Origin of the sequence: Kitasatospora sp. NPDC059673 (genome assembly GCF_042734215.1) — a bacterium.
Classification (GTDB): Bacteria; Actinomycetota; Actinomycetes; order Streptomycetales; family Streptomycetaceae; genus Kitasatospora.
On sequence record NZ_JBHWEN010000038.1, the window covers coordinates 17,232 to 40,693 of the forward strand.

At 72.6% G+C, this 23,462-nt stretch carries 23 protein-coding genes; 8 read left to right on the forward strand and 15 right to left on the reverse strand.

Features of this window, described 5'->3' with window-relative positions; translation table 11 throughout:
- Positions 1-73 precede the first annotated feature (73 nt).
- Positions 74-862 (reverse strand): DeoR/GlpR family DNA-binding transcription regulator, encoded by a 789-nt coding sequence (locus tag ACFV18_RS30655; RefSeq protein ID WP_380488545.1) that lies wholly within the window; start codon positions 860-862, stop codon positions 74-76.
- A gap of 189 nt (positions 863-1,051) precedes the next feature.
- Here ACFV18_RS30655 and ACFV18_RS30660 point away from each other — a divergent pair, with 189 nt between their 5' ends.
- The 4 genes from ACFV18_RS30660 to ACFV18_RS30675 all read left to right on the forward strand — a co-directional run bounded on the left by ACFV18_RS30660 (position 1,052) and on the right by ACFV18_RS30675 (position 5,145).
- Entirely contained in the window at positions 1,052-1,972 is a 921-nt protein-coding gene (locus ACFV18_RS30660) for an SIS domain-containing protein (RefSeq protein ID WP_380488546.1), read from the forward strand.
- A gap of 126 nt (positions 1,973-2,098) precedes the next feature.
- Complete coding sequence (locus ACFV18_RS30665; protein ID WP_380488547.1) at positions 2,099-3,031, forward strand: ROK family protein; 933 nt, start codon at positions 2,099-2,101, stop codon at positions 3,029-3,031.
- Positions 3,028-4,203: an N-acetylglucosamine-6-phosphate deacetylase gene (gene nagA / locus ACFV18_RS30670; RefSeq protein ID WP_380488548.1), complete on the forward strand. Its 1,176-nt coding sequence runs from the start codon at positions 3,028-3,030 to the stop codon at positions 4,201-4,203. The genes ACFV18_RS30665 and nagA overlap by 4 nt, the downstream gene beginning before the upstream one ends.
- Before the next feature lie 87 nt (positions 4,204-4,290).
- Complete coding sequence (locus ACFV18_RS30675) at positions 4,291-5,145, forward strand: ketose-bisphosphate aldolase (protein ID WP_380488550.1); 855 nt, start codon at positions 4,291-4,293, stop codon at positions 5,143-5,145.
- A 51-nt stretch (positions 5,146-5,196) separates the two neighbouring features.
- Here ACFV18_RS30675 and ACFV18_RS30680 read toward each other — a convergent pair whose 3' ends face one another.
- Together ACFV18_RS30680 and ACFV18_RS30685 are read right to left on the reverse strand one after the other, a co-directional pair.
- Positions 5,197-6,111 carry a hypothetical protein gene (locus tag ACFV18_RS30680; protein WP_380488551.1) on the reverse strand — a complete coding sequence of 305 codons (915 nt, stop codon included), beginning with the start codon at positions 6,109-6,111 and terminating at the stop codon, positions 5,197-5,199.
- Positions 6,112-6,186: 75 nt separating this feature from the next.
- Positions 6,187-7,959, reverse strand: a complete 1,773-nt coding sequence (locus ACFV18_RS30685) for a diguanylate cyclase domain-containing protein (RefSeq protein ID WP_380488553.1) — start codon at positions 7,957-7,959, stop codon at positions 6,187-6,189.
- A gap of 294 nt (positions 7,960-8,253) precedes the next feature.
- Here ACFV18_RS30685 and ACFV18_RS30690 point away from each other — a divergent pair, with 294 nt between their 5' ends.
- Positions 8,254-8,808, forward strand: coding sequence for a flavin reductase family protein (locus ACFV18_RS30690; RefSeq protein ID WP_380488554.1), 555 nt, complete (start codon positions 8,254-8,256; stop codon positions 8,806-8,808).
- A 7-nt stretch (positions 8,809-8,815) separates the two neighbouring features.
- On the opposite strand, the gene arfB is transcribed toward ACFV18_RS30690, so the two are convergent.
- Complete coding sequence (gene arfB, locus ACFV18_RS30695; RefSeq protein WP_380488555.1) at positions 8,816-9,244, reverse strand: alternative ribosome rescue aminoacyl-tRNA hydrolase ArfB; 429 nt, start codon at positions 9,242-9,244, stop codon at positions 8,816-8,818.
- Between the two features lie 62 nt (positions 9,245-9,306).
- Here arfB and ACFV18_RS30700 point away from each other — a divergent pair, with 62 nt between their 5' ends.
- Complete coding sequence (locus tag ACFV18_RS30700) at positions 9,307-9,798, forward strand: hypothetical protein (protein ID WP_380488557.1); 492 nt, start codon at positions 9,307-9,309, stop codon at positions 9,796-9,798.
- A gap of 115 nt (positions 9,799-9,913) precedes the next feature.
- Positions 9,914-10,489, forward strand: coding sequence for a TerD family protein (locus ACFV18_RS30705; protein WP_380488558.1), 576 nt, complete (start codon positions 9,914-9,916; stop codon positions 10,487-10,489).
- A gap of 61 nt (positions 10,490-10,550) precedes the next feature.
- Here ACFV18_RS30705 and ACFV18_RS30710 read toward each other — a convergent pair whose 3' ends face one another.
- The 7 genes from ACFV18_RS30710 to ACFV18_RS30740 form a co-directional block, all read right to left on the reverse strand.
- Positions 10,551-11,570 (reverse strand): hypothetical protein, encoded by a 1,020-nt coding sequence (locus tag ACFV18_RS30710; protein ID WP_380488560.1) that lies wholly within the window; start codon positions 11,568-11,570, stop codon positions 10,551-10,553.
- Between the two features lie 125 nt (positions 11,571-11,695).
- Positions 11,696-12,193: a DUF3180 domain-containing protein gene (locus tag ACFV18_RS30715; protein WP_380488561.1), complete on the reverse strand. Its 498-nt coding sequence runs from the start codon at positions 12,191-12,193 to the stop codon at positions 11,696-11,698.
- Between the two features lie 142 nt (positions 12,194-12,335).
- Entirely contained in the window at positions 12,336-12,935 is a 600-nt protein-coding gene (gene folK / locus ACFV18_RS30720; RefSeq protein ID WP_380488563.1) for a 2-amino-4-hydroxy-6-hydroxymethyldihydropteridine diphosphokinase, read from the reverse strand.
- Between the two features lie 35 nt (positions 12,936-12,970).
- Complete coding sequence (gene folB, locus ACFV18_RS30725) at positions 12,971-13,330, reverse strand: dihydroneopterin aldolase (RefSeq protein WP_380488585.1); 360 nt, start codon at positions 13,328-13,330, stop codon at positions 12,971-12,973.
- A gap of 164 nt (positions 13,331-13,494) precedes the next feature.
- Positions 13,495-13,992 carry a nuclear transport factor 2 family protein gene (locus tag ACFV18_RS30730; RefSeq protein WP_380488565.1) on the reverse strand — a complete coding sequence of 166 codons (498 nt, stop codon included), beginning with the start codon at positions 13,990-13,992 and terminating at the stop codon, positions 13,495-13,497.
- 2 nt (positions 13,993-13,994) lie between these two features.
- The gene (folP, locus tag ACFV18_RS30735; RefSeq protein WP_380488566.1) at positions 13,995-14,861 is read right to left on the reverse strand and encodes a dihydropteroate synthase; all 867 of its coding nucleotides are present in this window, start codon (positions 14,859-14,861) and stop codon (positions 13,995-13,997) included.
- A 278-nt stretch (positions 14,862-15,139) separates the two neighbouring features.
- Positions 15,140-16,972, reverse strand: a complete 1,833-nt coding sequence (locus ACFV18_RS30740) for a phosphatidylglycerol lysyltransferase domain-containing protein (protein ID WP_380488568.1) — start codon at positions 16,970-16,972, stop codon at positions 15,140-15,142.
- Between the two features lie 392 nt (positions 16,973-17,364).
- Between ACFV18_RS30740 and ACFV18_RS30745 the strand changes: the two genes are divergently transcribed.
- Positions 17,365-18,549: an alpha/beta hydrolase gene (locus tag ACFV18_RS30745; RefSeq protein WP_380488570.1), complete on the forward strand. Its 1,185-nt coding sequence runs from the start codon at positions 17,365-17,367 to the stop codon at positions 18,547-18,549.
- A 22-nt stretch (positions 18,550-18,571) separates the two neighbouring features.
- Here the strand turns inward: ACFV18_RS30745 and folE are convergent, their stop codons facing one another.
- The 4 genes from folE to tilS form a co-directional block, all read right to left on the reverse strand.
- On the reverse strand, positions 18,572-19,177 hold the full coding sequence (folE, locus tag ACFV18_RS30750) for a GTP cyclohydrolase I FolE (RefSeq protein ID WP_380488571.1): 606 nt from the start codon (positions 19,175-19,177) through the stop codon (positions 18,572-18,574).
- Between the two features lie 118 nt (positions 19,178-19,295).
- A complete protein-coding gene (gene ftsH / locus ACFV18_RS30755) occupies positions 19,296-21,338 on the reverse strand; it encodes an ATP-dependent zinc metalloprotease FtsH (RefSeq protein WP_380488573.1) in 2,043 nt (680 codons plus the stop codon).
- A gap of 221 nt (positions 21,339-21,559) precedes the next feature.
- Positions 21,560-22,114, reverse strand: a complete 555-nt coding sequence (gene hpt, locus ACFV18_RS30760; RefSeq protein WP_035864922.1) for a hypoxanthine phosphoribosyltransferase — start codon at positions 22,112-22,114, stop codon at positions 21,560-21,562.
- A gap of 63 nt (positions 22,115-22,177) precedes the next feature.
- Positions 22,178-23,323 carry a tRNA lysidine(34) synthetase TilS gene (gene tilS, locus ACFV18_RS30765; RefSeq protein WP_380488575.1) on the reverse strand — a complete coding sequence of 382 codons (1,146 nt, stop codon included), beginning with the start codon at positions 23,321-23,323 and terminating at the stop codon, positions 22,178-22,180.
- Between the last annotated feature and the right edge of the window lie 139 nt (positions 23,324-23,462).

The following is a 23,462-nucleotide window of genomic DNA, read 5'->3' on the forward strand; positions in this document are numbered from 1 at the left end:
GGAGTTAACGAAGTGTCACATCCAGTTGCGCTCAGTGTGACGGTCCATCAGAAACTGTCCGAATAGCGGACGCTCACGCCTTGAGAACGGTGACCCGTGCGTCGGCGAAGGCGGCCGCCACCGGGTCGGCGACCTGGTCGTCGGTGACCAGGATGTCCACCCGGTCCAGGCCGCAGATCCGGGCGAAGGCGCGGTGGCCCAGCTTGGAGGAGTCGGCGGCGACCACCACCCGGCGGGCCCGCTCGGCGAGCAGCCGGTTGACCGCCGCCTCGCCCTCGTGGTGGGCGGTGGCGCCGTGTTCGGCGTCGATCGCGTCCACGCCCAGCACGGTGGTGTCCAGGGTGAGTTCGCCGAGCACCTGGGCGGCCAGCGGGCCGATCAGCTCGTAGGACTGCGGTCGGGCGACGCCGCCGGTGACCACGATCTTCACCTGTGGACGGACCGTCAGTTCGTTGGCGATGTTGAGCGCGTTGGTGACCACGGTGAGGCTCTGGCCGTTCTCGGGGTGCTCGGCCAGGTCGGGCCGGACGGCGAGGGCGCGGGCCACCTCGGTGGTGGTGGTGCCGCCGTTCAGGCCGACCACCTCGCCGGGCGCGATCAGGCCGGCCACCAGGGCGCCGATCCGCTGCTTGGCGTCGGCGTTGCGGGCGGTCTTGTAGCGCAGCGGCAGATCATAGGAGACGCTGTGCGCCACCGCGCCGCCCCGGGTGCGGGTGACCATCTGCTGACGGGACAGCTGGTCGAGGTCGCGCCGGATGGTCGCGGCCGAGACGTCCAGCGCGCCGGCCGCCTCCTCGACGTCCAGCTTGCCGTGCTCGGCCAGCAGTTCCAGCAGCGCGTTCCACCGTTCGTACCTGGACACCGTTCCGCTCCTTCCGCGCTCGCCACCGCGCGCCCCGCGGCCCGGTCGGGAAAGCTTCGCACAACCCGGTCACGGCGGATGCATTGCGCGATGCTGCGCGAAACGGCTATAAAACAATCAGATTTGCGCACGCGCTCACTCGACTGCAGGAATGCAGCCCGCCCGGTGACAGCCGAAGGAGTCCGCACCATGCCGCACCCGTCCCTGACCGGCGAGGAGATCGCCACCCAGCCCGAGAACTGGCGCACCGCCGCGGCGCTGGCGGCGAGCGGCCCGGCCGGCCTGCCGCAGCGCGGCGAGCGCGTGGCCGTGGTCGGCTGCGGCACCTCGTGGTTCATGGCGCAGGCGTACGCCGCGCTGCGCGAGGCCGGCGGCCACGGCGAGACCGACGCCTTCGCCGCCTCCGAGTTTCCGCACGGGCGCCGCTACGACCGGGTGCTGGCGATCACCCGCTCCGGCACCACCACCGAGGTGCTGCGGCTGCTCGCCGACACCGACCTGCCGAGCACCGCGATCACCGCCTGCCCCGACCAGCCGGTCGCCGCGGACGCCGGGCACCTGATCGACCTGGGCTTCGCCGACGAGCGCTCGGTGGTGCAGACCCGCTTCGCCACCACCGTGCTGGCCCTGCTCCGCGCCCACCTGGAGCTGGAGGAGGCCCGCCCGGTGGGCGTCGCCACCGTCGCCGAGGCCGCCGCGGACGCCGAGCGCGCCGTCGCCTGGGAGGTGCCGCAGGAGCTGGTCGAGCTGGAACAGATCTCCTTCCTCGGCGCGGGCTGGACCAACGGCCTGGCCCAGGAGGCCGGCCTGAAGATGCGCGAGGCCGCGCTGGCCTGGACCGAGGCGTACCCGGCGATGGAGTACCGGCACGGTCCGATCTCGATCACCGCTCCGGGCCGCGCCGCCTGGGCCTTCGGCGCCCTCCCGGCCGGCCTGGCGGACGAGGTGGCGGCGGTCGGCGGCCTGCTGGTGGCCGGCTCCGGCGCGGGCGGCCTGGACCCGCTGGCCGACCTGGTCCGGGTGCACAAGCTGGCCGTCGCGCTGGCCGCGCACCGCGGTCTGAACCCGGACGAGCCGCGCAACCTGACCCGTTCGATCATCCTGGCCTGACCGTCCGCCCGGGCCCGGCAAAACCCCCAGGAGTCGGCATAGCGCGACAAAGCTCACCTCTCAGGACCAGACCAATCGAGCAACTGGACTAGACCTCTTCGACCTGGCCAAGGGAAACTGTCCCCCGTGAAGCACGTCATCGCACTTGATGTAGGCGGCACCGGCATGAAGGCCGCGCTGGTCGCCCAGGACGGCTCCGTGCTGTACGAGGCACGCCGACCGACCGGGCGGGAGCACGGCACCGACGCCGTCGTCGCCACCATCCTCGACTTCGCCGCCGACCTGGCGCAGGAGGGCCGCACCCGGTTCGGTGCCGCCCCCCTCGCGGCAGGCGTCGCCGTGCCGGGAACGATCGACGAGAAGAACGGGATCGCGGTCTTCTCCGCCAACCTCGGCTGGCGGGACCTGCCGATGCGCAGGCTGCTCGGCGAGCGCCTCGGCGACATCCCGGTCGCCCTCGGCCACGACGTCCGCTCCGGCGGGCTCGCCGAGGGCCGGATCGGGGCCGGTCGGGGAGTCGACCGCTTCCTGTTCATCGCGCTCGGCACCGGTATCGCCGGCGCGATCGGCATCCACGGCGCCATCGAGGCCGGCGCCCACGGCTACGGCGGCGAGATCGGGCACGTGGTGGTCCGCCCCGGCGGCCCGCAGTGCGGCTGCGGCGCCCGCGGCTGCCTGGAGACCCTGGCCTCCGCCTCCGCGGTGTCCCGGGCCTGGGCCGGGGCCACCGGCGACCCGGAGGCCGACGCCGCCGCCTGCGCGCTGGCCGTCGAGGCCGGCGACCCGGCGGCCCTGGTGGTCTGGCAGAACGCGGTGGACGCGCTCGCCGACGGCATCGTGGTGGCACAGAGCCTGCTCGACCCGTCGACGGTGATCGTCGGCGGCGGGCTGGCGGAGGCCGGTGACACCCTCTTCACACCGCTGCGCGCGGCGGTGACCGAGCGCCTGACCTTCCAGATGCCCCCGAAGGTCGTTCCGGCCATGCTCAAAGACACCGCCGCGTCCCTGGGCGCCGGTTTGCTCGCCTGGGATCTGCTCTCCATGGAGGTGACCGCGTGACCGCGGACCGAACTGCACTGGCCGGAGCCCGACTTGTCGTCCCCGGCGGGGTGATCGAAGGCGGCCGGCTCACGGTCGTGGGCCCGCGCATCGCGGACCTCGGCGGCGAGCGGGCGCCCGGCGACCTCGACCTGACCGGTTGCACCGTCGTCCCCGGCTTCGTCGACCTGCACGTGCACGGCGGCGGCGGCGCCTCGTACGCGTCCGGCGTCGCCGAGGAGGCGCTCACCGCCGCCCGCACGCACCTGGAGCACGGCACCACCACGACGATGGCCTCCACCGTCACCGGCGAGATCGACGAGGTCTGCCGCCAGGCGGCCGTGCTCTCCGAACTCGTCGAGGACGGCGTCCTGGCCGGCATCCACTTCGAGGGCCCGTTCATCTCCCCGGGCCGGTGCGGCGCCCACCGCCCCGACCTGCTGCGCGACCCCGACCCGGCGCTGGTACGCAAGCTCGCCGACGCCGCCCGCGGCCACGCGAAGATGTTCACCCTCGCCCCGGAGCTGCCCGGCGGCCTGGAGTCCGTCCGGATGCTCGCCGACCAGGGCATCATCGCCGCCGTCGGCCACACCGACTCCGACTACGCGGTCACCCTGGAGGCGATCGACGCCGGAGCCACCGTCGCCACCCACCTGTTCAACGCGATGCCGGGCATCCAGCACCGCGCCCCCGGCCCGATCGTGGCGCTGCTGGAGGACGAGCGGGTCACCGTCGAGCTGATCAACGACGGGATCCACCTGCACCCCTCGGTACTCGAACTCGCCTACGGCACGGCCGGCGCCGAACGGGTCGCGCTGATCACCGACGCGATGGGCGCGGCCGGCATGGGCGACGGCCTGTACCCGCTGGGCCCGCTCCAGGTCCGGGTCGAGAACGGCGTCGCCCGCCTGGTCGAGGGCGGCTCCATCGCCGGCTCCACCCTCACCCTGGACGTCGCCTTCCGGCGCGCCGTCACCGTGCTCGGTCTGTCCCTGAACCAGGCCGTCACCTCGCTGTCCACCGTCCCGGCCCGGCTGATGGGCCTGGCCGACACCCTCGGCACCCTGGAGGCAGGCAAGAACGCCGACCTGGTCGTCCTCGACTCCGACACCTACGAGCTCGCCGCGGTGATGCGCCGCGGCGAGTGGATCGTCGGCGCGGACCGCTTCACCAGGGCCGGCAACCCGGCCTGACCCGGCACCGCCCGCAAGGGCGGGTCCGCACGGAGGGTGAGCAGCGGAAACCTGCGCCTCGTTGCTCACCCCACCCGGGAGACCCCCTTGCCGCTCGCCGCTACCTCCGACCTGCTCGCCTCCGCCGCCGCCGACCGGCGCGGACTGCCCGCCTTCAACGTGATCACCTTGGAGCACGCCGAGGCGATCGCCGCCGGCGCCGAAGCCGCCGGCACGCCCGTCGTGCTCCAGCTCAGCCAGAACGCGATCGCCTACCGCGGCGGCCGCCTGCTGCCGATCGCCCGGGCCTGCGCGGAGATCGCCGCCGCCGCCCGCGTGCCCGTCTCTCTGCACCTCGACCACTGCGAGGATCTCGACCTGCTGCGCGCGGCCCCCGCCGCCGGGTTCTCCTCGGCGATGTTCGACGCCTCCGCGCTGCCGCACGACGAGAACGTCAAGGCCACCGCCGAGGCCGCCGCCTGGGCGCACCGCCACGGCCTGCATCTGGAGGCCGAACTCGGCAGGGTCGGCGGCAAGGACGGCGAACCGCCGCTGTCCGCGCACGCTCCCGGCGCCCGCACCGACCCGGCGGAGGCCGCCCGCTACGTCGCCGACACCGCCGTGGACGCGCTGGCCGTCGCCGTCGGCTCCTCGCACGCGATGACCTCGCGCACCGCCGACCTCGACCTCGCCCTGATCCGCGAACTGACCGCCGCCGTCCCCGTCCCGCTGGTCCTGCACGGCAGCTCCGGCGTCCCCGACGAGCAGCTCACGGCGGCGGTCGCGGCCGGCATGGTGAAGATCAACATCGGTACGGCGCTCAACCTGGCCTTGACCTCCGCCGTCCGCGACCACCTGGCGGCCCACCCCAACGCCACCGACCCGCGCAGGTACCTCACCGCCGCCCGCGACGCGATGGCCCGCACCGTCGAGCAGCTGGCCCGGGTGGTCACCGGCCGCTGACACGCCGACGGGGGCGCCGGGGAAGCTCTCCCGGCGCCCCCGTCGCGGTGATCACTTGGTGGGGTAGGTGTTGACCGACATCGGCGTCACCGCGACCTGGTCGAGCAGCACGGTGCCCGCGCCGGCCGGCAGGGTGACGGTGATGGTGTTGGCACCGGCCTGCAGGTCCGGCCATATGTTGGTGCTGTACCAGGACTGGTTCGGGTCCTGGCCCTGGCTCTTCGAGTAGTTCTTGAAGGTCACGCCGCCCTGGTGCTCCTTGCCGTTCACCAGGACCTGCGCGGGCTGGTCGGCGCCGGTGTTGTTGAAGTGCAGCCAGACCTTGGTCCGCCCGGCGGTGTCCCAGTTGACCGTCCAGGTGAACGACGAACCGCCCTGCAGCGTCAGGTACTTGCCGTCCGCGGAGACGGCGCCCTTGACGGCGGAGTCGGTGCTCGCACCCTGCGCCTGCAGCTTGGAGGCGTCGCCGAGCGGCTCGTTCGCGGCACTCGGGCTGGGCGCGGGGCTGGACGGCGCCGACGAGCTGGGCCCGGCCGGGGCGGAGGGGCTGTGCGTGGTGCCGGCGGCCTGGTTCTTGCCGCCGTCCGGGTCGCCGGTGGACAGCGCGACGCCCGCGCCGATGGCGATCGCGGCGACCACCGCGACGGCGCCGATCACGGCGGCCTTGCCGCGCCCGGCCGGCCGGTCCTCGCCGGGCCGGGGCCGGGAGCGCTCGGCGTACCGGGACTGGTGCGGCAGCGCGGCGGTCTCCTGCCCGGGCGCGGCCTGCGGGTGGCCCGGGCCGCCGGGCGGCGGGGCCTGCGGGTGGACGGGGCGTTCGCCGTAGTTGGCGCGGCCGACCTCCATCGGGCGGCTGTAGCCGGTCCGGGGCCGCTCGGGCGCGGGCTGCTCGCCCTCGGCGGGGCGGTAGAGGTACGCGAACGGGTCGTCCTCGTCCGCGCCGTCGTTGCTGCCGGCCGTCGTCACGGTCAACTCCCCAGGACTGGATGCTCTCGTACCCAGGGCACCCTACCTGCCGTCCTTGACGGCGGCGTAAGCGGTTCAGCCCGCCCGGCGGTGCGAGCGCTCGCCGCGCGAGCCGCGGGCCGCGCTGCCGCGGGTGCGCTTCTCGTCGTACATCCGCTCGTCCGCGGAGTGCAGGACCTCGTCGATGCTCATGCCGCAGCCGGCCCAGCCGATGCCCAGGCTGACGCCGACCCGCACGGCCCGGTTGTCGATCCGCATCGGCGGCAGGATGGCGCTGCGCAGCCGCCCGGCGAGCTCCTTGGCCTCCTCGCGGCCGATGCCGTCGGCCAGCACCACGAACTCGTCGCCGCTCATCCGGGCCACCGTGTCGCCCTCCCGGACGACCTGCAGGAGCCGGCGGGCGATCTCGATCAGCACGGCGTCGCCGGCGTTGTGCCCGTAGCGGTCGTTGACCAGTTTGAAGCCGTCGAGGTCGCAGTAGAGGACGGCGAGCCCCTTGTCGGGGCCGGGGCGGCGGTGACCGTGCCAGAGTTCGCCGGCCGGCGGATCGGCGGGGACGACGGCGTGCGCATGGTGCGCGGGGGCGCCGTCCTCGCCGAACACCTCGCCGGACGCGAAGGCCTCCCGGTCGCGGCCCAGGGCACTGTCGGGGGGCGCGTAGCCGTGCGCGAGGGTGACGGGGCCGACGGGCACCTGCGGGCCGTCCTGGACGGCGTGGCCGGGCGGCAGCGCCTGCCCGTGCGGGCCGGGGGCGGGCAGCGGGGGGCGGGAACAGAGCCGGCGGGCCAGCCGGGCCCGCAGTTCGGCGCCGTTGGGCAGGCCGGTGAGGGCGTCGTGGCTGGCCCGGTGGGCGAGCTGCAGCTCGTGCCGCTTGCGCTCCTCGATGTCCTCGACGTGGGTGAGCAGGAAGCTGGGCCCCTCGGTGGCGTCGGCGACCACCGAGTTGCGCAGGCACACCCACTGGTAGCCGCCGTCACGGCGGGACAGCCGCAGCTCGGCCCGGCCGCCCTCGGCGCTGGTGCGCAGCAGCAGCTCCAGGTCGTCGGGGTGGACCAGGTCGACGAAACGCTGCTGGCGCAGGGTGGCCCGGGGGCGGCCGAGCAGGCGGCACAGGGCGTCGTTGACGCGGGTGAGCTGGCCGGTGCCGTCGCCGTGGAGTTCGGTGATGGCCATGCCGCTGGGGGCGTACTCGAAGGCCTGCCGGAAGGATTCCTCACTGGCCCGCAGGGCCTGCTGCTCCTTCTCCAGCCGGGCCAGGGCGCGCTGCATCTCGGCCCGCAGCCGGGCGTTGCCGATGGCTATGGAGGCCTGGAGGGAGAACATCTCCAGCGCTTCGCGGGTCCAGGCGCCGGGGCGTTTGCCGCTGCGCGGGCGGTCCACCGAGAGGATGCCGAGCAGGTCGCCGCCGGCGCTGTACATGGGGGCGAGCAGCACGTCGGCGGGGTGCCAGTCGTTGTCGTAGACGGGCATCGGGCCGTCGCCGGTCCAGGTGGGGATGTCGGTGCCGATGGCCCAGCCGCGGTCGTGCGGGATGAAGCGCAGGGTGCCCCAGTGGTCGGCGACCTGGAGCATCCGGTCCCAGGACTCGCGCGAGCCGACCTGGCCGAGCAGGACGGCGGGGCCGCCGAAGGTGCTCTCCTCGATCTCCCAGACGGCGGCGACCACCAGGTCGCCGTCGGGCCGCACCAGGCTGACCGCTGCGGCGTCGAATCCGAGCCCGTGGACCGCTCCCTCGACGACCGCCTGCAGGGTTCCCGCCAGGCTCCGGGCAGCGTTGAGGTCCGCCACGACCCGGTGCAAGGTGCGGAGGGTCGCGAGGCGGACGTAGGGCTCCGACTCGGCTTCCATGCGGGGGCTCCCCGGCTGCTTCGGATGGTCTTGAAAGGTTGTCGTCCGATTGCCAGAAGAACTGAATCACAGCGAGCACTCCGATAGGCACGCTCGGTCAGCAATAGGCTGTCAGTGTGACTCAAATCACATAATGATGAAGTGATGATCGTATTCGGAAACGGCAGGGAACGACAGGACGCCCGGCAGGCGACTTCCAGCGGCGCGCCGCCCGCGCGCTCGGCCCAGCGACCGACCCGGCCTACGACCAGGGCCCGATACCGGCACGCGCGCCCGGCGACTACCGTGCGGTACGTGTACAGCTCCCCGCAGTCCCCCACCTCCCCCTCCGCTCCCGCCCCGGTCGCGGAGGCCGGCGCCACTCCCGAGGAGTTCCGCGCCGCCCTCGGCCAACTGGCGGCCGGCGTCTCGCTGGTGACCGTGCACGACCCCGAGGAGGACGAGGACGCCGGCATGACCGCCACCTCGTTCCTGTCGGTGTCGCTGGAGCCGCCGCTGGTGCTGATCTCGGTGCGCGAGGACTCCCGGATGGACGACCTGCTCACCCGGGCCGAGACCTGGGCGGTGTCGCTGCTCGGCGAGGAGCACCGCACGCTGGCCTCCCGGTTCGCCATGAAGGGCCGGCTCAGCGACCGCCTGCTGTTCGCCGACGCCGCCTGGCAGCGCGGCCCGCACTCCGGCGCCCCGCTGATCGACGGCGCGCTCGCCACCGTCGAGTGCCGCACCGAGCGGCGCATCCCGGCAGGCGACCACACCCTGGTGCTCGGCCGCGTGCTGGCCGCGCGGGTGCCCGCCCCGGCCGCGAAGCCGCTGGTGTACTTCCGGGCCGGCTACCGCCACCTGGGCTGACCGGCCGTCACTCCGGCTTGATCCGGCCGCGCCCCTGCTTCAGCGTGGCCCGGTGCCGCTTGTTCTCCAGCCGCCGCTCCACCATGCCCCGGCTCGGCCTGGTGGCCCGCCGGGCCTTCGGCGGCGGCGCGGTGGCCTCACCGAGCAGCGAGGCCAGCCGGGCGGCCGCGACCTCGCGGTTGCGCCACTGCGAGCGGTGCTCGGAGGCGCGCACCACCAGCACCCCGTCGACCAGCCGGGAGGCCAGCCGCTCCAGGGCGCGGTCCTTCCACACCGGCGGCAGCGCCTCGGAGGCCGCCAAGTCCCAGCGCAGCTCGACCTTGCTGTCCGAGGTGTTGACGTGCTGGCCGCCGGGGCCGGAGGAACGGGAGAAGCGCCAGACGAGCTCGGCGTCGGGGACGACCACCGAACCCCGTACGCGCACGGGCTCAGTCATGCCGCCATCATCCCGCCCGGGCCCGGCGGCCGTCACCTGGTTAACCCGGCACAATGGCGGGCGTGATCGAGCTCGGCTACTCCCTGTCCAACCGCTTCCCCGACCCCCCGCAGACCGACTACCGCACCGCGCCCGTCCGCGCGCTGCGGCACGACCTGTTCGCCGGGGACGTCTACCTGGAGACCGACGACGGCGCCGGCGTGGAAACCCGCTGGGGCTGGGTGCCGGTGCTGGACTTCGCCTGGGCGCTGTGCGACATCGTCGAGCGCCTGGACGAGGACCCGCGCGGCAGCCGGGAGGCCCGGGTGCGCACCGAGGACCTGGACTTCACCCAGAACACCGAACTGCTGCGCTTCGCCCGCCGGTTCGGCTGGGTGGAGATCACCGCCACCTGGCGCCCCGAGGACGAGCCGCTGGTGGTCCGGCACGCCGAACTGCGCCGGGAGTCCCGGGACTTCCTGCAGGACGTGCTGGCCGACCTGACCGAGCTGCACGAGGACCTGGCCGACAATCCGAACATCTGGACCGTGCAGGGCCGGTACCGGAGAATCTGAGCCAACGTCGGGCGGCCGATCGGGGGAGAAATCCGTCCGTCCACCAAGCAGCGGAACCAATGGCCGCTCATCCCGCGTTCTCAGGGCAAAACCGACCGAAGGGACACCACAGACCATGCCCGTGAGCCTCTCCAAGGGTGGCAACGTCTCGCTGACCAAGGAGGCCCCCGGCCTGACCGCGGTCACCGTCGGCCTCGGCTGGGACGTGCGCACCACCACCGGCACCGAGTTCGACCTGGATGCCAGCGCGATCGTGCTGAACGGCGAGGGCCGGGTCTACTCCGACCGCCACTTCGTCTTCTTCAACAACACCAGCACCCCGGACAGCACCGTCGTCCACACCGGCGACAACCGCACCGGCGAGGGCGCCGGCGACGACGAGGCCATCAACGTCAACCTGGCCGCGCTGCCCGCCGACGTCACCCGGATCGCCTTCCCGGTGTCGATCTACGACGGCAACAACCGCGGCCAGAGCTTCGGCCAGGTCCGCAACGCCTACATCCGGGTGCTCAACCAGGCCGGCGGCGCCGAGATCGCCCGCTACGACCTGTCGGAGGACGCCGCCACCGAGACCGCCATGGTCTTCGGCGAGCTCTACCGCAACGGCGCCGAGTGGAAGTTCCGCGCCATCGGCCAGGGCTACGCCTCCGGCCTGGCCGGCATCGCCCAGGACTTCGGCGTCAACGTCTGAGCTCCCCGCAGCACGTGAAAAGGGCCCCCGCTCCGTCCGGAGCGGGGGCCCTCTCGCGTCCTCAGGAGCGGCCGGCCCGCAGCTCCGGCAGGTCCAGCACCTCGGTCTCGTCGTGCGCGGTCAGATCGACCACCTCGCCGGGCTCGGTGTCGGACTCCGCGTGCTGATGGCTCGGCGACTGCTCCACCGCGCGGTGCGCGGGCTGCCCGGCGTCCACCGGAGCGGCGTCCAGCACCGCGTAGCGCTCGCTGTCGGCCACCGCCTCGTCGCCCACCACGTCCGCCAGGTCACCGACCGCCGGGGCCGGCGCGGCCGCCCGCAGCGCGGCCCGGGCGGTGCCCGGCCGGCCGAAGAAGCTGAACGCCGCCGCCCGCGGCCGCTGCGGGGCCACCGGGGCCGTCTGCTCGCCGTCCTGCGGGCGCGCCGCGGGCAGCGCCGGGCCGACCGGGCGCAGCGCCGCCGAACCGGTGGCCGGCACCGGCTCCGGCATCCGCGGCCGCAACTCGACCTGGGCCCGCTCGTCGACCACGCGACGCGCCTCGGCCGCCGCCGCCTGCCGCTCCAGGTGCCGCAGCGCGGCCTGCGCGCGGACGAACGCGGCCGGGGTGGCCGGGTGCTTGGGACGGGTCGCCTCCAGCGCCCGGCGGGCCGCCTCGGCCTCCTTCAGCGCCTGCTCGGCGACCAGCACGGCACGCTCGCGCAGCAGCCGGGCGATCTCGGTCTCCGCCTTCGCCAGCCGGGACTTCTCCGCGGTCAGCCGCCGCCCGAAGCGGGTGGCCCGCTCCTCGGCGACCTCGGCCGCGTACTCGGCCTCGGCGATCTGCTCCTCGTAGCTCTCCTCGGCGCGCAGCCGGCGCACCATGGCCACCTCGGCGGCGGCCCGGGCGGCCCGGTCGCGCTGCCGCAGCACCAGCGCCAGGCCGACCACCGCGACCACCGCGGCGACCCCGACCGAACGGGCCACGATCTGATCCGGACTGGCCACCAGCGCGGCCACCGCCGCGACCACGAGCACACCGGAGGCGACCGGTGGCAGCGACCGGCTCAGAACGGAGGAATGACGGTGGCGTCCGCGAGACATGGCTAGAAACTAGCGTGCGAGTCGAGGCGCTGTCAGCCTCGGCCCCCATTCCGCCCTTGACACGCCGACAGAAACACGGGACGCGTACGTCCCACCACGCAGCGCGACCGGATCCGGCGCGAAGTTCAGCGCGAGGACGCGGCCGTGCCGCGCGGGTGGTCCGGGTCGTCGTGGTCCTCGGGGAGCTTGCAGATGTGCTGCAGCCACAGCGCCACCGCGATCACCGCCGCACCGGCCAGCACCGAGAACAGCGCCGTCCCGGCCTGCGCCCGCCGGGCGGGGACTTCCAGCGAGCCGAGCAGGAACACCCCGACGCCCGCGTACACCCCGGTCACCACCGCCGACACCAGCGCGCTGGCCTGCCCCAGCACCAGCGCCCGCGCCGCGTGCAGCGGATCGACCCGCTTCGCGTCCGGCTGCCGCTCCCGGATCGCCTTCAGCCGGGACCGCAGCGAGATCGCCACGGCCAGCAGCACCATGGCGATCGCCGCCAGCACGAACGGCGCGTACGCGGGCACCCCGGGCAGCGTGCCCAGCGAGTCCCACAGCCGGGCGCCGCCCCAGGACAGCAGCCCCGTGATGGCGACGATGCCGAGCAGCAGGCGGAGACGGAGCGGCTTCACGCGGACGGGCTTCCTTCCCAGTGGTTCGACCCGGCCTTCACGGCCCGGGGGTCCGGCGGGTCACGGCGACCAGCCCACCGTACCGGCCGGGCCGCACCCGCAGGGAGCTACGCCCGCACCCCGCCGGAAGTTCCCGGACCACTCACTCCGGCAGTCGCAGCTGCAGGTCGGAGCGCAGCCGCACGCCCTGGCCCTCGGCCCCGCCGAGGCCCGCCAGCAGCTCCGCGACCGGCCCGTGCCCGGGCACCTCGGCCTTCGGGTCGGCGTCCTGCCAGGGCGCCAGCACGAACGCCCGCTCGTGGGCCCGCGGGTGCGGCAGGGTCAGCTGCGGGTCGTCGCTGACCACGCCCTCGTAGGTGAGGATGTCGACGTCCAGGGTGCGGGCCCCCCAGCGGACGGTGCGTACCCGTCCGAAGGCGTCCTCCACGGCGTTGGCCCGCTCCAGCAGGTCCCGCGGCGGCAGCGAGGTGCGCAGCACCGCGACGGCGTTGAAGTAGGCGGGCTGGTCGGCGGGCCCGCCGACGGCGTCCGTCTCGTACACCGCGGACACCGCGGTCACCCGCACGCCGGGAGTGTCCTCCAGCGCGTCGACCGCGCCCTGCAGGGTCTCCAGGCGGTTGCCCAGGTTGCTGCCGAGCGCGACCGCGGCGGTCCGCGACTCGTGCAGGGTGGACTCCACGCGGTCCACCTTGCCCTGCAGGTCGAACGTGGTCGGCGTGGCGGTCGGGTCTGTGGTGGCCATGGGAGTTCCCTCCACTCGGGCTCCACCGGGCGCCATCAGGCGCGGCCCCGGCGGATCGTGATGGTGACGTCGTCGAACGGGACGGTGATCGGGGCATCGGGCTTGTGCACGACGACCTCGACCTCCTCGACCACCTCGTGCCGCAGGCACTGGTCGGCGATCCGCTGGGCCAGCGTCTCGATCAGGTCGACCGGGTCGCCCGCGATGATCGCGGTGACCTCCTCCGCGATCACGCCGTAGTGCGCGGTGCGGGTCAGATCGTCACTCTCGGCCGCCGGACGGGTGTCCAGGAACAGCGTCAGATCGACGACGAAGGTCTGGCCCTCGATCCGCTCCCGTTCGAACACGCCGTGGTGGCCGCGGGCACGGAGCCCACGCAGGGTGACGCGGTCCAGCACAAGAATCACTGCTCCCAGCTGACGGCCCCGCCGAAGCGGGGACCGGCGGGCACCGTCGCCCGCCGCCCCTCGAATCTACCTTCGAGTGCCGACCGCCCCGGACCGCCTCCCCGGCCGCCCACCCGATCGGACCGGCCACCGCGGCCCTTGACGGACGGCTCTCATTCCTCTTCGTCGTCCTCGTCGTCGCCACTGGTCAGCACCGGCGAACCGTGGTGCGACCACAGCTTCCAGCCGCCCGCGGTACGCCGGAACAGGTTCGTCGAGACGACCTTCCCGCCGACCAGCGGCCCCAGCTCGCCCTCCTCCTCGGGCTCCCCGCCGGACAGGATGTTCTCCGTGCAGGTGACCAGTGCCACATCGCCCTGCACGTCCACCTCCACATCCGTCAGGAAGAACTGGATGTACTCGGTGTTCGCCATGATCAGCATGTACGAACGCGTCACCTGGGCCCGGCCCACCAGCGCCGGCCAGCCCGGGTGCACACAGAACACCCCGCCCTTGTCGTCCGCCTCGCCCGGGCCCAGCCAGATCGACTCGACGGCCTCCAGGTCCCCGTTCTCCAGGGCCTCGTACAGCGCCTGATTGGCCGCCAGCACGGCTTCCTCGTCCGGTTCCAGCGCCGCCGCCCGATCGTTGCCGCTCACTGCCTCCGCCACGCCTACCCCCTCTGCTCCGCCTGCTCCCAGGCCGCGACGACTCGTACGGCGTCAGCCGTGCCGGACACGTCATGCACCCGCACCGCCCAGGCACCCGCCTTCGCCGACAGCACCGAGACCGCCGCCGTGGCGTCGTCCCGCTGCCGCGCCGGGCGCAGCTCCCCGGTTTCCGGGTTGGCGAGCAGCGTACCCAGGAAGCGCTTGCGCGAAGCCGCGACCAGCACCGGCCGCCCGAGCGCCGTCAGCGCGTCCAGCCGGCCCAGCAGCGCCCAGTTGTGCTCACTCGTCTTGGCGAACCCCAGGCCCGGGTCCAGGATCAGCTGATCCTCCTTCACCCCCGCCGCGAGCAGATCCTCCACCCGGTCCGACAGCTCCCGCACCACGTCCGCGACCACGTCGTCGTACACCGCCTGCGCGTACATGTCCGCCGACTGCCCGCGCCAGTGCATCACCACGAACGGCGCGCCGGTCTCGGCGACCACCCGGGCCATCTCCGCATCCGCGAGTCCTCCGGACACGTCGTTGACGATCTTCGCGCCCGCCTCCACCGCGGCCCGCGCCACACCCGCCCGCATGGTGTCCACCGAGACCACCACCCCCGCCCGGGCCAGCTCGGTCACCACCGGCACCACCCGGCGCAGCTCCTCCGCCTCCGTCACCCGCAACGCCCCCGGCCGGGTCGACTCCCCACCCACATCCACCAGGTCCGCCCCCTGCGCCACCAGCTCCAGCCCATGCGCGATCGCCTTCGCCGGATCCAGCCACATCCCCCCGTCCGAGAACGAATCCGGCGTGACGTTCACCACCCCCATCACCGCACAACGGTCAAGGACGGGCAGGCCAGGGAGGTTTTCGCTCATACGACCCATTATCGACGCTCGGGGTACGGGCAGGCGGGCGCGAACCCAGGGGCGGGGCAGCGGGCACGAACCCAGGGGCAGGGAAACGGCAGCGGGTGCGAACCCAGGGGCGCGGGGAACTGCGCGAAGCGGAAGGCACCCACCCGCAAGATCGCGACGCAGGACAATGACCTGCACTTGCTCGCGACCTTGCGGACGTGGTGAGCGCTTGTCGCGCAGTTCCCCGCGCCCCTGTTTTCGCACCCAACCGCTCGCGCGAGTCTCCCCGCGCCCTGGTTGTTCTCTCCCTACGCCGCCTGGCCCAGCTGAGCCGGAGCCTCCGGCATGAGCCCCTGCCGCTGGCGCTTGCGCCCGAATCGCGGCATGCCCAGCGTGATGAACGCCTCCGCCTGCATCACGGCGAACCCGATCCGCGGCAGGTCACGGGTCTGCTTGTAGACCAGGAAGCGGGGCTCCCAGGTGGGCTGGAACTTCGCGTTGAACTTGTACAGCGACTCGATCTGGAACCAGCGCGACAGGAACACCAGCAGTCCGCGCCAGGCCCGCAGCACCGGCCCGGCGCCGATCCGCTCGCCGCGGGCCAGCGCCGAGCGGAACATCGCGAAGTTCAGCGAGACCCGCCGGATGCCCATCGCGCCGACCTCCTGCAGGGCGGCGACGATCAGCAGCTCGTTGAGGCCGGGGTCGGCCTCCCGGTCGCGGCGCATCAGTTCCAGCGAGATGCCGTCCGCACCCCACGGGACGAAGTGCAGCACCGCCTTCAGGTCCTCGCCGCCGGAACCGTCCTCGGGGGCCTTGTGCGCCGTGACGACCACGCACTCGTCGTCGCTCGGGTCGCCGAAGCGGCCGAGCGCCATGGAGAAGCCGCGTTCGGTGTCGGTGCCGCGCCAGCGGGCCGCCGCGTCGGCGATCTGCCGCTTCTCCTCCAGGGTGAGGTCGCCGACCCGGCGGACCTTGCAGGAGTAGCCGTTGCGTTCGATCCGCTTGACCATCTGGCGGACGTTGCGCATGGCGCGGCCGGAGAGCGAGAAGGTGGAGGTGTCGACGATGGCCTCGTCGCCGAGTTCGAGCGCGTCCAGGTCGGCCTCGCGGGTCCAGACCTCGCCGCCGACCTCGGAGCAGCCGCAGACGGCGGGCACCCAGGCGTGTTCGCGGGCAGTGGCCATGAAGACCTTGATCGCGCCGGGCCAGGCCTCGACGTCGCCGACCGGGTCGCCGGAGGCGAGCATCACGCCGGAGACCACCCGGTAGGAGATCGCGGCCTTGCCGGTGGGCGAGAACAGCACGCTCTTGTCGCGGCGCAGCGCGAAGTAGCCGAGCGAGTCGCGCTTGCCGTGCCGGGCGAGCAGGTCGCGGAGCTTGAGCTCGTCCTCGGGGGTGAGCTCGGGTTCGGGCTTCTCGGGGCGCAGCGCCAGGTACGCGGTGGTGAGCGCGGTGACCAGGCCGAGCGCGCCGAGCGAGTAGCCGACCAGGTCGCTGATCCGGTCGCTGGTGTAGTGGATCGGGCCCTCGAAGCCGAACAGGCCGTAGCCGACGTGCTCCAGCCGCTGGTACAGCGACGGGTCGCCGATCTCGTACTTCCACCGGACGGAGACGATGGCCAGACCGATCAGCACCGAGACGACGCCGAGCACGACGAAGTTGAGCACCGCGCGCCAGCGGGTACGCGGGTCGGCCTTGGCGTAGAACTCGCGCTGGTGGATCAGCATCACCACGAACAGCGCCAGCGAGATCACGGCCTGGACGAACTGGTGCCAGCGCAGCATGTGGAGCGCGGCGCCGATCGGCAGCAGCACGCACACGGCGCGCCAGGCGCGCCGCTTGCGGCGGCGCAGCGCGTGCGCGAGCAGCACCAGCAGCATGCCGACCATCAGGGTGCCGGCGGCGGCGAGCGTGGTGGTGCCGCCGGGCAGCTGGCCGGCCCAGGTGTGCACCCGGGTGGCCCGGAACCTGGGGAAGACCGCCGAGGTGATGTTGATCAGGCCGATCGCCAGACAGGCGTATCCGACCGCGCCCGGCAGCCATTGCCTCGGTACGGCGGATGCCTGGGACCGGAGCGTCTGCAGTCCCCGCCGGCGGGGCTGGTCGGACGTGGTCTCAGCAGACACGGGAGCGCTCATGGGAACCCAGCCTAGAGGCACCCGGGTGCTGCTCGCGCACCCCGGGAGCCGGGTTGTGATGAACCTTCATGACTGTTCCTTTTTCTGGCAATCCGCACGTCAAGAGGGGGCCACCGGACGGATGAAGGGTCCCGCCCGGGGGCCCGGTTCGAACGGCTGCACTCATCGGACCGGGGGACGCGGCGGGTACCACCGATGCCGCACCTGTGGCCGCCGGCACGGCGGTTCGGCGCGATTCCAACACGTGGACGCCGCATTCTAGGGCGACGGTTCCCGTTCGTGCAGTCATCCGGTCGTACTGGTTTCCGACGCTCGGTCAGACTACCCCCACTCGCACCCGACGGACCGTCAAACAATGTTGACCGAGCGGGAGTCGAGGAGGGCCGGAAGGCATGGAGCTGACCAGTCGGACACTGATGTACGTGCTGATCGTGGTGGGCGCGGCGGCCCTGGCGGCCACCCTCTGGCTGTGGCCGCGGCTCTCCCGGCAGCGACCGCTGCCGGTACTGGGGCGACTGGGCCTGTTGACCGTCACTCAAGCGGCGGCGCTGTCGGTGCTGCTGCTGTCCGTGAACAACGCGTACGGCTTCTACACCTCCTGGGACGACCTGCTGAACCCCGGAAAGGCCGCCCCGTTGGCGCTGAACTCCGGGCGCACCCCCGGCGCAGCCCCGGAGACCGACAAGCTGGTGCAGCCGACCACCGACGGCGGGCTGGAGACGGTCAAGGACGTACTGCCGGCCGGACCGCCCGAACAGGTCGGCCGGGTCGACTCGGTGAAACTGACCGGCACCGAGTCCGGCCTGTCCGATCAGATGTTCGTCTATCTGCCACCCGAGTACTTCAACCCCCGCTACAACCGCCAGCACTTCCCGGTGCTGGTCGCGCTGGCCGGCTACCCCGGCCCGACGCTGCACCTGGTCGAGAACCTCCAGCTGCCGCAGACCGCCGCCGAACTGCAGCGCACCGGCCAGATGGCCCCCACCGTGATCGTGATGGCCCGCCCCACCGTCGCCCCGCCGCGGGACACCGAGTGCGTGGACGTCGCTGGCGGGCCGAAGACCGAGACCTGGTTCGTCAAGGACGTGCCGGCCGCGCTGCGCTCCGCCTACCGGGTGGGCCGCACGGCGGAGTCCTGGGGCGTGTTCGGCTACTCCACCGGCGGATCCTGCGCGCTGCGGCTGGCGATGCGCCACCCCGACGTGTACCGGAACGCGGCCGGGATGCACCCGGACTACACCGTGCCGAACGACCGCTGGACCGACGGCGACCTGTTCGGCGGCGACGCGGAGGCGGCCAAGCAGGCCGACCTGAACTGGCGGCTGAAGAACCTGCCCGCCCCGGCCGCGACCCTGCTGGTGGTCTCGACCCACGCCGAGGACGACTACCCGGCGACCGAGAAGTTCCTCAGCGCCGCGAAACAGGCGGCCGGCGACCACCCGGAGTTCCTGATCGACTCACTGCTGCTGCCGGACGGCGGCCACACCTTCGACACCTGGCGCCGCGAACTGCCGGCCACCCTGGAGTGGCTCAGCGACCACCTCGCACCCCCGCAGGACCGCGAACCGCGGCCCTGACGGGGGCACCCCTCGCCGTCCGTTATCGCCCGATGATGAGGCTCATCGCCTCGGCGCGGGTGGCGGAGTCGCGCAGCTGCCCGCGCACCGCCGAGGTGACGGTGGTGGCGCCGGGCTTGCGGATGCCGCGCATCGACATGCACATGTGCTCGCACTCGATCACCACGATGGCGCCGCGCGGCTCCAGGATGCGCATCAGCGCGTCCGCGACCTGGCTGGTGAGCCGCTCCTGCACCTGGGGGCGGCGGGCGAACACGTCGACCAGCCGGGCCAGCTTGGACAGGCCGGTGATCTTGCCGCTCACCGCGGGGATGTAGCCGACGTGCGCGACACCGCGGAACGGGACCAGGTGGTGCTCGCAGGTGGAGTACACCTCGATGTCCTTGACCAGCACCATCTCGTCGTGACCGAGGTCGAAGGTGGTGGTGAGCACGTCCTCCGGCTGCTGCCACAGGCCCGCGAATATCTCCCGGTATGCGCGCGCGACCCGGGCCGGGGTCTCCAGCAGGCCCTCGCGGTCCGGGTCCTCACCGACGGCGATGAGCAGTTCGCGAACCGCGTTCTCGGCCCGCTTCTGGTCGAACTCGCCGACGGGGAACTCACCGTCGAGCGTCACCGGATCGATCATGCGTGCGTGCCTCGCTGCTCGTCAAAGGGGGAAACAGTTTCCGTGCAGCACGAATGCCGCGCCTCCAGGGTACAAACCCCGGAAACGCGGCATCCATTCCGAACAGGTGCTCGGTCGGTCAGCTCTCGACCTGGCCGCCGTCGGCCGGCGGCAGCTTCACGGTGTCGACCGGGCTGTCGTTGCCGGAGACGGCGCCGTTGCTCAGCGACAGCTCCTTCGGCGACTGCACCGGCGGCCGGGTGGACGGGGTGCGGCGGGCCGAGCCGGTCCACGCCGGGCGCGGGGGACGCTTGATGACCGGAGCGAAGACCTCGGCGATCTGCTCCTTGTTCAGCGTCTCCTTCTCCAGCAGTTCGAGGACCAGGTTGTCGAGCACGTCGCGGTTCTCGACCAGGATCTCCCAGGCCTCGTTGTGCGCGGTCTCGATCAGCTTCTTGACCTCCTCGTCCACCAGCCCGGCGATCTCCTCGGAGTAGTCGCGCTGGTGGGCCATCTCACGGCCCAGGAAGGGCTCGGAGTCGGAGGAGCCGAACTTGATCGCACCCAGGCGCTCGCTCATGCCGTACTGGGTGACCATGGCCCGCGCGGTGGCGGTGGCCTTCTCGATGTCGTTCGAGGCGCCGGTGGTCGGGTCGTGGAAGACCAGTTCCTCCGCCGCCCGGCCGCCCAGCATGTAGGCGAGCTGGTCGAGCATCTCGTTGCGGGTGGTCGAGTACTTGTCCTCGTCCGGCAGCACCATGGTGTAGCCGAGCGCGCGGCCCCGGGACAGGATGGTGATCTTGTGCACCGGGTCGGAGTAGTTGCAGGCCGCCGCGACCAGGGCGTGACCGCCCTCGTGGTACGCGGTGATCTTCTTCTCCTTGTCGGACATGATCCGCGAGCGCTTCTGCGGACCGGCCACGACGCGGTCGATCGCCTCGTCCAGCACGTTGTTGTCGATCAGCTTGAGGTCCGAGCGGGCGGTGAGCAGCGCGGCCTCGTTCAGCACGTTCGACAGGTCGGCACCGGTGAAGCCGGGGGTGCGCTTGGCGACGGCCGACAGGTCGACGTCCGGCGCGATCGGCTTGCCCTTCTGGTGCACCTTGAGGATGTCCAGCCGGCCCTGGAGGTCCGGGCGGTCGACGGCGATCTGCCGGTCGAAGCGGCCGGGGCGCAGCAGCGCCGGGTCCAGGATGTCGGGGCGGTTGGTGGCGGCGATCAGGATGACGCCGCCCTTGACGTCGAAGCCGTCCATCTCGACCAGCAGCTGGTTGAGGGTCTGCTCGCGCTCGTCGTGACCGCCGCCGAGACCCGCACCGCGGTGCCGGCCGACGGCGTCGATCTCGTCGACGAAGATGATCGCCGGGGCGTTGGCCTTGGCCTGCTCGAACAGGTCGCGGACCCGGCTGGCGCCGACACCGACGAACATCTCGACGAAGTCCGAGCCGGAGATCGAGTAGAACGGGACACCCGCCTCGCCCGCGACGGCGCGCGCCAGCAGGGTCTTGCCGGTACCGGGCGGGCCGTACAGCAGCACGCCCTTGGGGATCTTCGCGCCGACCGCCTGGAACTTGGCCGGCTCCTGCAGGAACTCCTTGATCTCGTGGAGCTCCTCGACGGCCTCGTCGGCACCCGCGACGTCCGCGAAGGTGGTCTTCGGGGTGTCCTTGGTGAGCAGCTTGGCCTTGGACTTGCCGAACTGCATGACCCGGGAGCCGCCGCCCTGCATCTGGTTCATCAGGAACAGGAAGACCACGACGATGATCACGATCGGCAGCATCGAGAACAGCAGGCTGACGAAGGTCGACTGCTTCTCGGGGCTGACCGTGTAACCGTCCGGGATCTGCCCGCCGGCGTACTTGGTCTGGAGGTTCCTGGCCAGGTCGGCGGCCTGAACGTCGCCGGTGTAGGAGGCCTGGAAGCGGCTGCCGGACGGCGACTTGCCGTTGGCGCCCGGCTTCAGCTTCTGGTTGTCCTGGAGCTGGATCTTGATGAGGTTCGAGTCACCGGTGGTGAGCTGCGCCGACTTCACCTGGTTGCTGTCGATCGCGCTGATGATCTGACCGGTGTCCGCAGTCTTGTAGCCGCTCGAGTCCGAGACGAGCTCCATCAACGCGAACACGGCGAGGGCGGCCAGCACGACCCACATGATCGGCGCACGGAAGTATCGCTTGACGTCCATCCATGCGGGGCGTCACCGCCCCGTCCCTCCTGCCATTCAACGGGCGCTGGTCGGCCGTGGGCCGCGGCGCATCCGATATGTGCTCGTCAGACGAGCTGTTGATTGGACCGTACCGCAGCGGGCCCCGCTCACGACGGGATCACACCACGGTGCGACCTATTTTCCTACCCCCGCACAACGGGTGGGAACAGGGCACTGTTCCCACCGGTCGTCCGATCGGTTCAGCCCCCGTAGACGTGCGGGGCCAGGGTGCCGATGAACGGCAGGTTGCGCAGCTTCTCCGCGTAGTCCAGGCCGTAGCCGACCACGAACTCGTTGGGGATGTCGAAGCCGACGTACTCGACGTCGATCTCCACCTTGGCGGCGTCCGGCTTGCGCAGCAGGGTGCACACCTTCAGCGAGGCCGGGCCGCGCGAACCGAGGTTGCCGAGCAGCCAGGACAGCGTCAGGCCGGAGTCGATGATGTCCTCGACGATCAGCACGTCGCGGCCGGCGATGTCGGTGTCCAGGTCCTTCAGGATGCGCACCACGCCCGAGGACTTGGTACCCATGCCGTAGGAGGAGACGGCCATCCAGTCCATGGTCACCTGGCTGTGCAGGGCCCGGGCCAGGTCCGCCATCACCATGACGGCGCCCTTGAGGACGCCGACCAGCAGAAGGTCCTTCCCGGCGTAGTCCTGGTCGATCCGCGCGGCCAGCTCCACCAGCTTGGCGTCGATCTCGTCCTTGCTGATGAGCACCTTCGCGAGGTCTGCGCCCATGTCGTTCTGGTCCACCGGGGATACGTCCTCAAACGTTCGGGGTCTGGGTTCGGCGGCGGCGGTACGACTGGTTCGTGCTCAGTCGCCCTGCCGCCGAAACACCAGCGTGCCACACCGGCGCACGGCTTCGACGCCCCCGGGTAGGTGCAGGGGGCCCTGGCCGCGCCAGCCGGTGACCAGCGAGTCCACGGTTTCCAGGTGGCGGGCGAACAGGTCGCCGGCCGGGCAGCCCGCGCGCAGGGCGGCGCGACGCAGTACCCGGCGGCGCACCGCGGGGGGCAGTTCGGAGAGCTTGCCCACGTCGAGGGCACCGTCGGGGCCCCGCAGGTCCTGCTCGGCGAGGGCCGCCCACTGGTCCAGCGCGTCCGCGTCGTCGCGGAACAGCCGGGCGGTGCGGGCCAGTGCCTCCACCACGCCGCCGCCGAGGTGCTTCTCCAGCACCGGCAGCACCTCGTGGCGGACCCGGGAGCGGGTGTAGGCCGGGTCGGCGTTGTGCGGGTCGTCCCAGACGGGGATGGACTGCGCGGTGCACGCCTGCCGGGTGGCGGCCCGGTCGAGCTCCAGCAGTGGGCGGCGGTAGCGGCCCTTCTGCGCGGGCATCCCGGCCAGCGAACGGGCACCGGAGCCTCGGGCCAGGCCCAGCAGCACCGTCTCGGCCTGGTCGTCGCGGGTGTGGCCGAGCAGCACGGCGAGCGCGCCGTGGCGTTCGGCGGCGGAGTCCAGCGCGGCGTAACGGGCCTCCCGGGCGGCGTTCTCCGGGCCGCCCTCGCGGCCGACATGGACCGCGACCGCCTCCACCGGGTCCAGACCCAGCTCGCGCAGCCGGACGGCGACCTGTTCGGCGCGTTCCGCGGAGCCGTCCTGCAGGCCGTGATCGACGGTGACGGCGCCGACCCGCAGGCCGAGCTTGGGGGCCTCGAAGGCGGTGGCGGTGGCCAGGGCCATCGAGTCGGCGCCGCCGGAGACCGCGACCAGCACCAGCGGGGAACCGGGGGCGGCCGGGGTGCGGGGCAGGCCGGAGGGGTGGCGGCGGGCATTGCCGATCAGCGTGCCGGGCACCGTCGCGGTGGTGGCCAGCGCGGGCAGCGGGGCGGCCTGCGCCGGCGGCGCGGTGCGGGGGGCGCGCACCGGCTCGCTCGGACTGACGCCCGCCTCGGCGGCGAGCTCGGCGAGGGTACGGCGGACGGCGAGGCGTATCGCCGCGACAGCGGGGTGTGGGCCCATGGTTGGCACTCCTTGGCGGAGGGGGGTTACGTCGGCCGCCTGTCAGCTCTCTGTCACCAGGCGCTCACAGATGGTCGCAGAATCCGGCCACCGCCCACGCCCCCCGCGCCAACGGCGGATCCACGGTCCCACGTACGGG

Coding starts and splice junctions, on each gene's coding strand:
- ACFV18_RS30710 (WP_380488560.1), bottom strand. CDS start 11,570: ATGTCTCGCGGACGCCACCGTCATTCCTCCGTTCTGAGCCGGTCGCTG.
- ACFV18_RS30660 (WP_380488546.1), top strand. CDS start 1,052: ATGCCGCACCCGTCCCTGACCGGCGAGGAGATCGCCACCCAGCCCGAG.
- ACFV18_RS30740 (WP_380488568.1), bottom strand. CDS start 16,972: ATGAGCGCTCCCGTGTCTGCTGAGACCACGTCCGACCAGCCCCGCCGG.
- folE (WP_380488571.1), bottom strand. CDS start 19,177: ATGATCGATCCGGTGACGCTCGACGGTGAGTTCCCCGTCGGCGAGTTC.
- folP (WP_380488566.1), bottom strand. CDS start 14,861: ATGGGTCGTATGAGCGAAAACCTCCCTGGCCTGCCCGTCCTTGACCGT.
- arfB (WP_380488555.1), bottom strand. CDS start 9,244: ATGACTGAGCCCGTGCGCGTACGGGGTTCGGTGGTCGTCCCCGACGCC.
- ACFV18_RS30745 (WP_380488570.1), top strand. CDS start 17,365: ATGGAGCTGACCAGTCGGACACTGATGTACGTGCTGATCGTGGTGGGC.
- ftsH (WP_380488573.1), bottom strand. CDS start 21,338: ATGGACGTCAAGCGATACTTCCGTGCGCCGATCATGTGGGTCGTGCTG.
- folK (WP_380488563.1), bottom strand. CDS start 12,935: ATGGCCACCACAGACCCGACCGCCACGCCGACCACGTTCGACCTGCAG.
- ACFV18_RS30685 (WP_380488553.1), bottom strand. CDS start 7,959: ATGGAAGCCGAGTCGGAGCCCTACGTCCGCCTCGCGACCCTCCGCACC.
- ACFV18_RS30705 (WP_380488558.1), top strand. CDS start 9,914: ATGCCCGTGAGCCTCTCCAAGGGTGGCAACGTCTCGCTGACCAAGGAG.
- tilS (WP_380488575.1), bottom strand. CDS start 23,323: ATGGGCCCACACCCCGCTGTCGCGGCGATACGCCTCGCCGTCCGCCGT.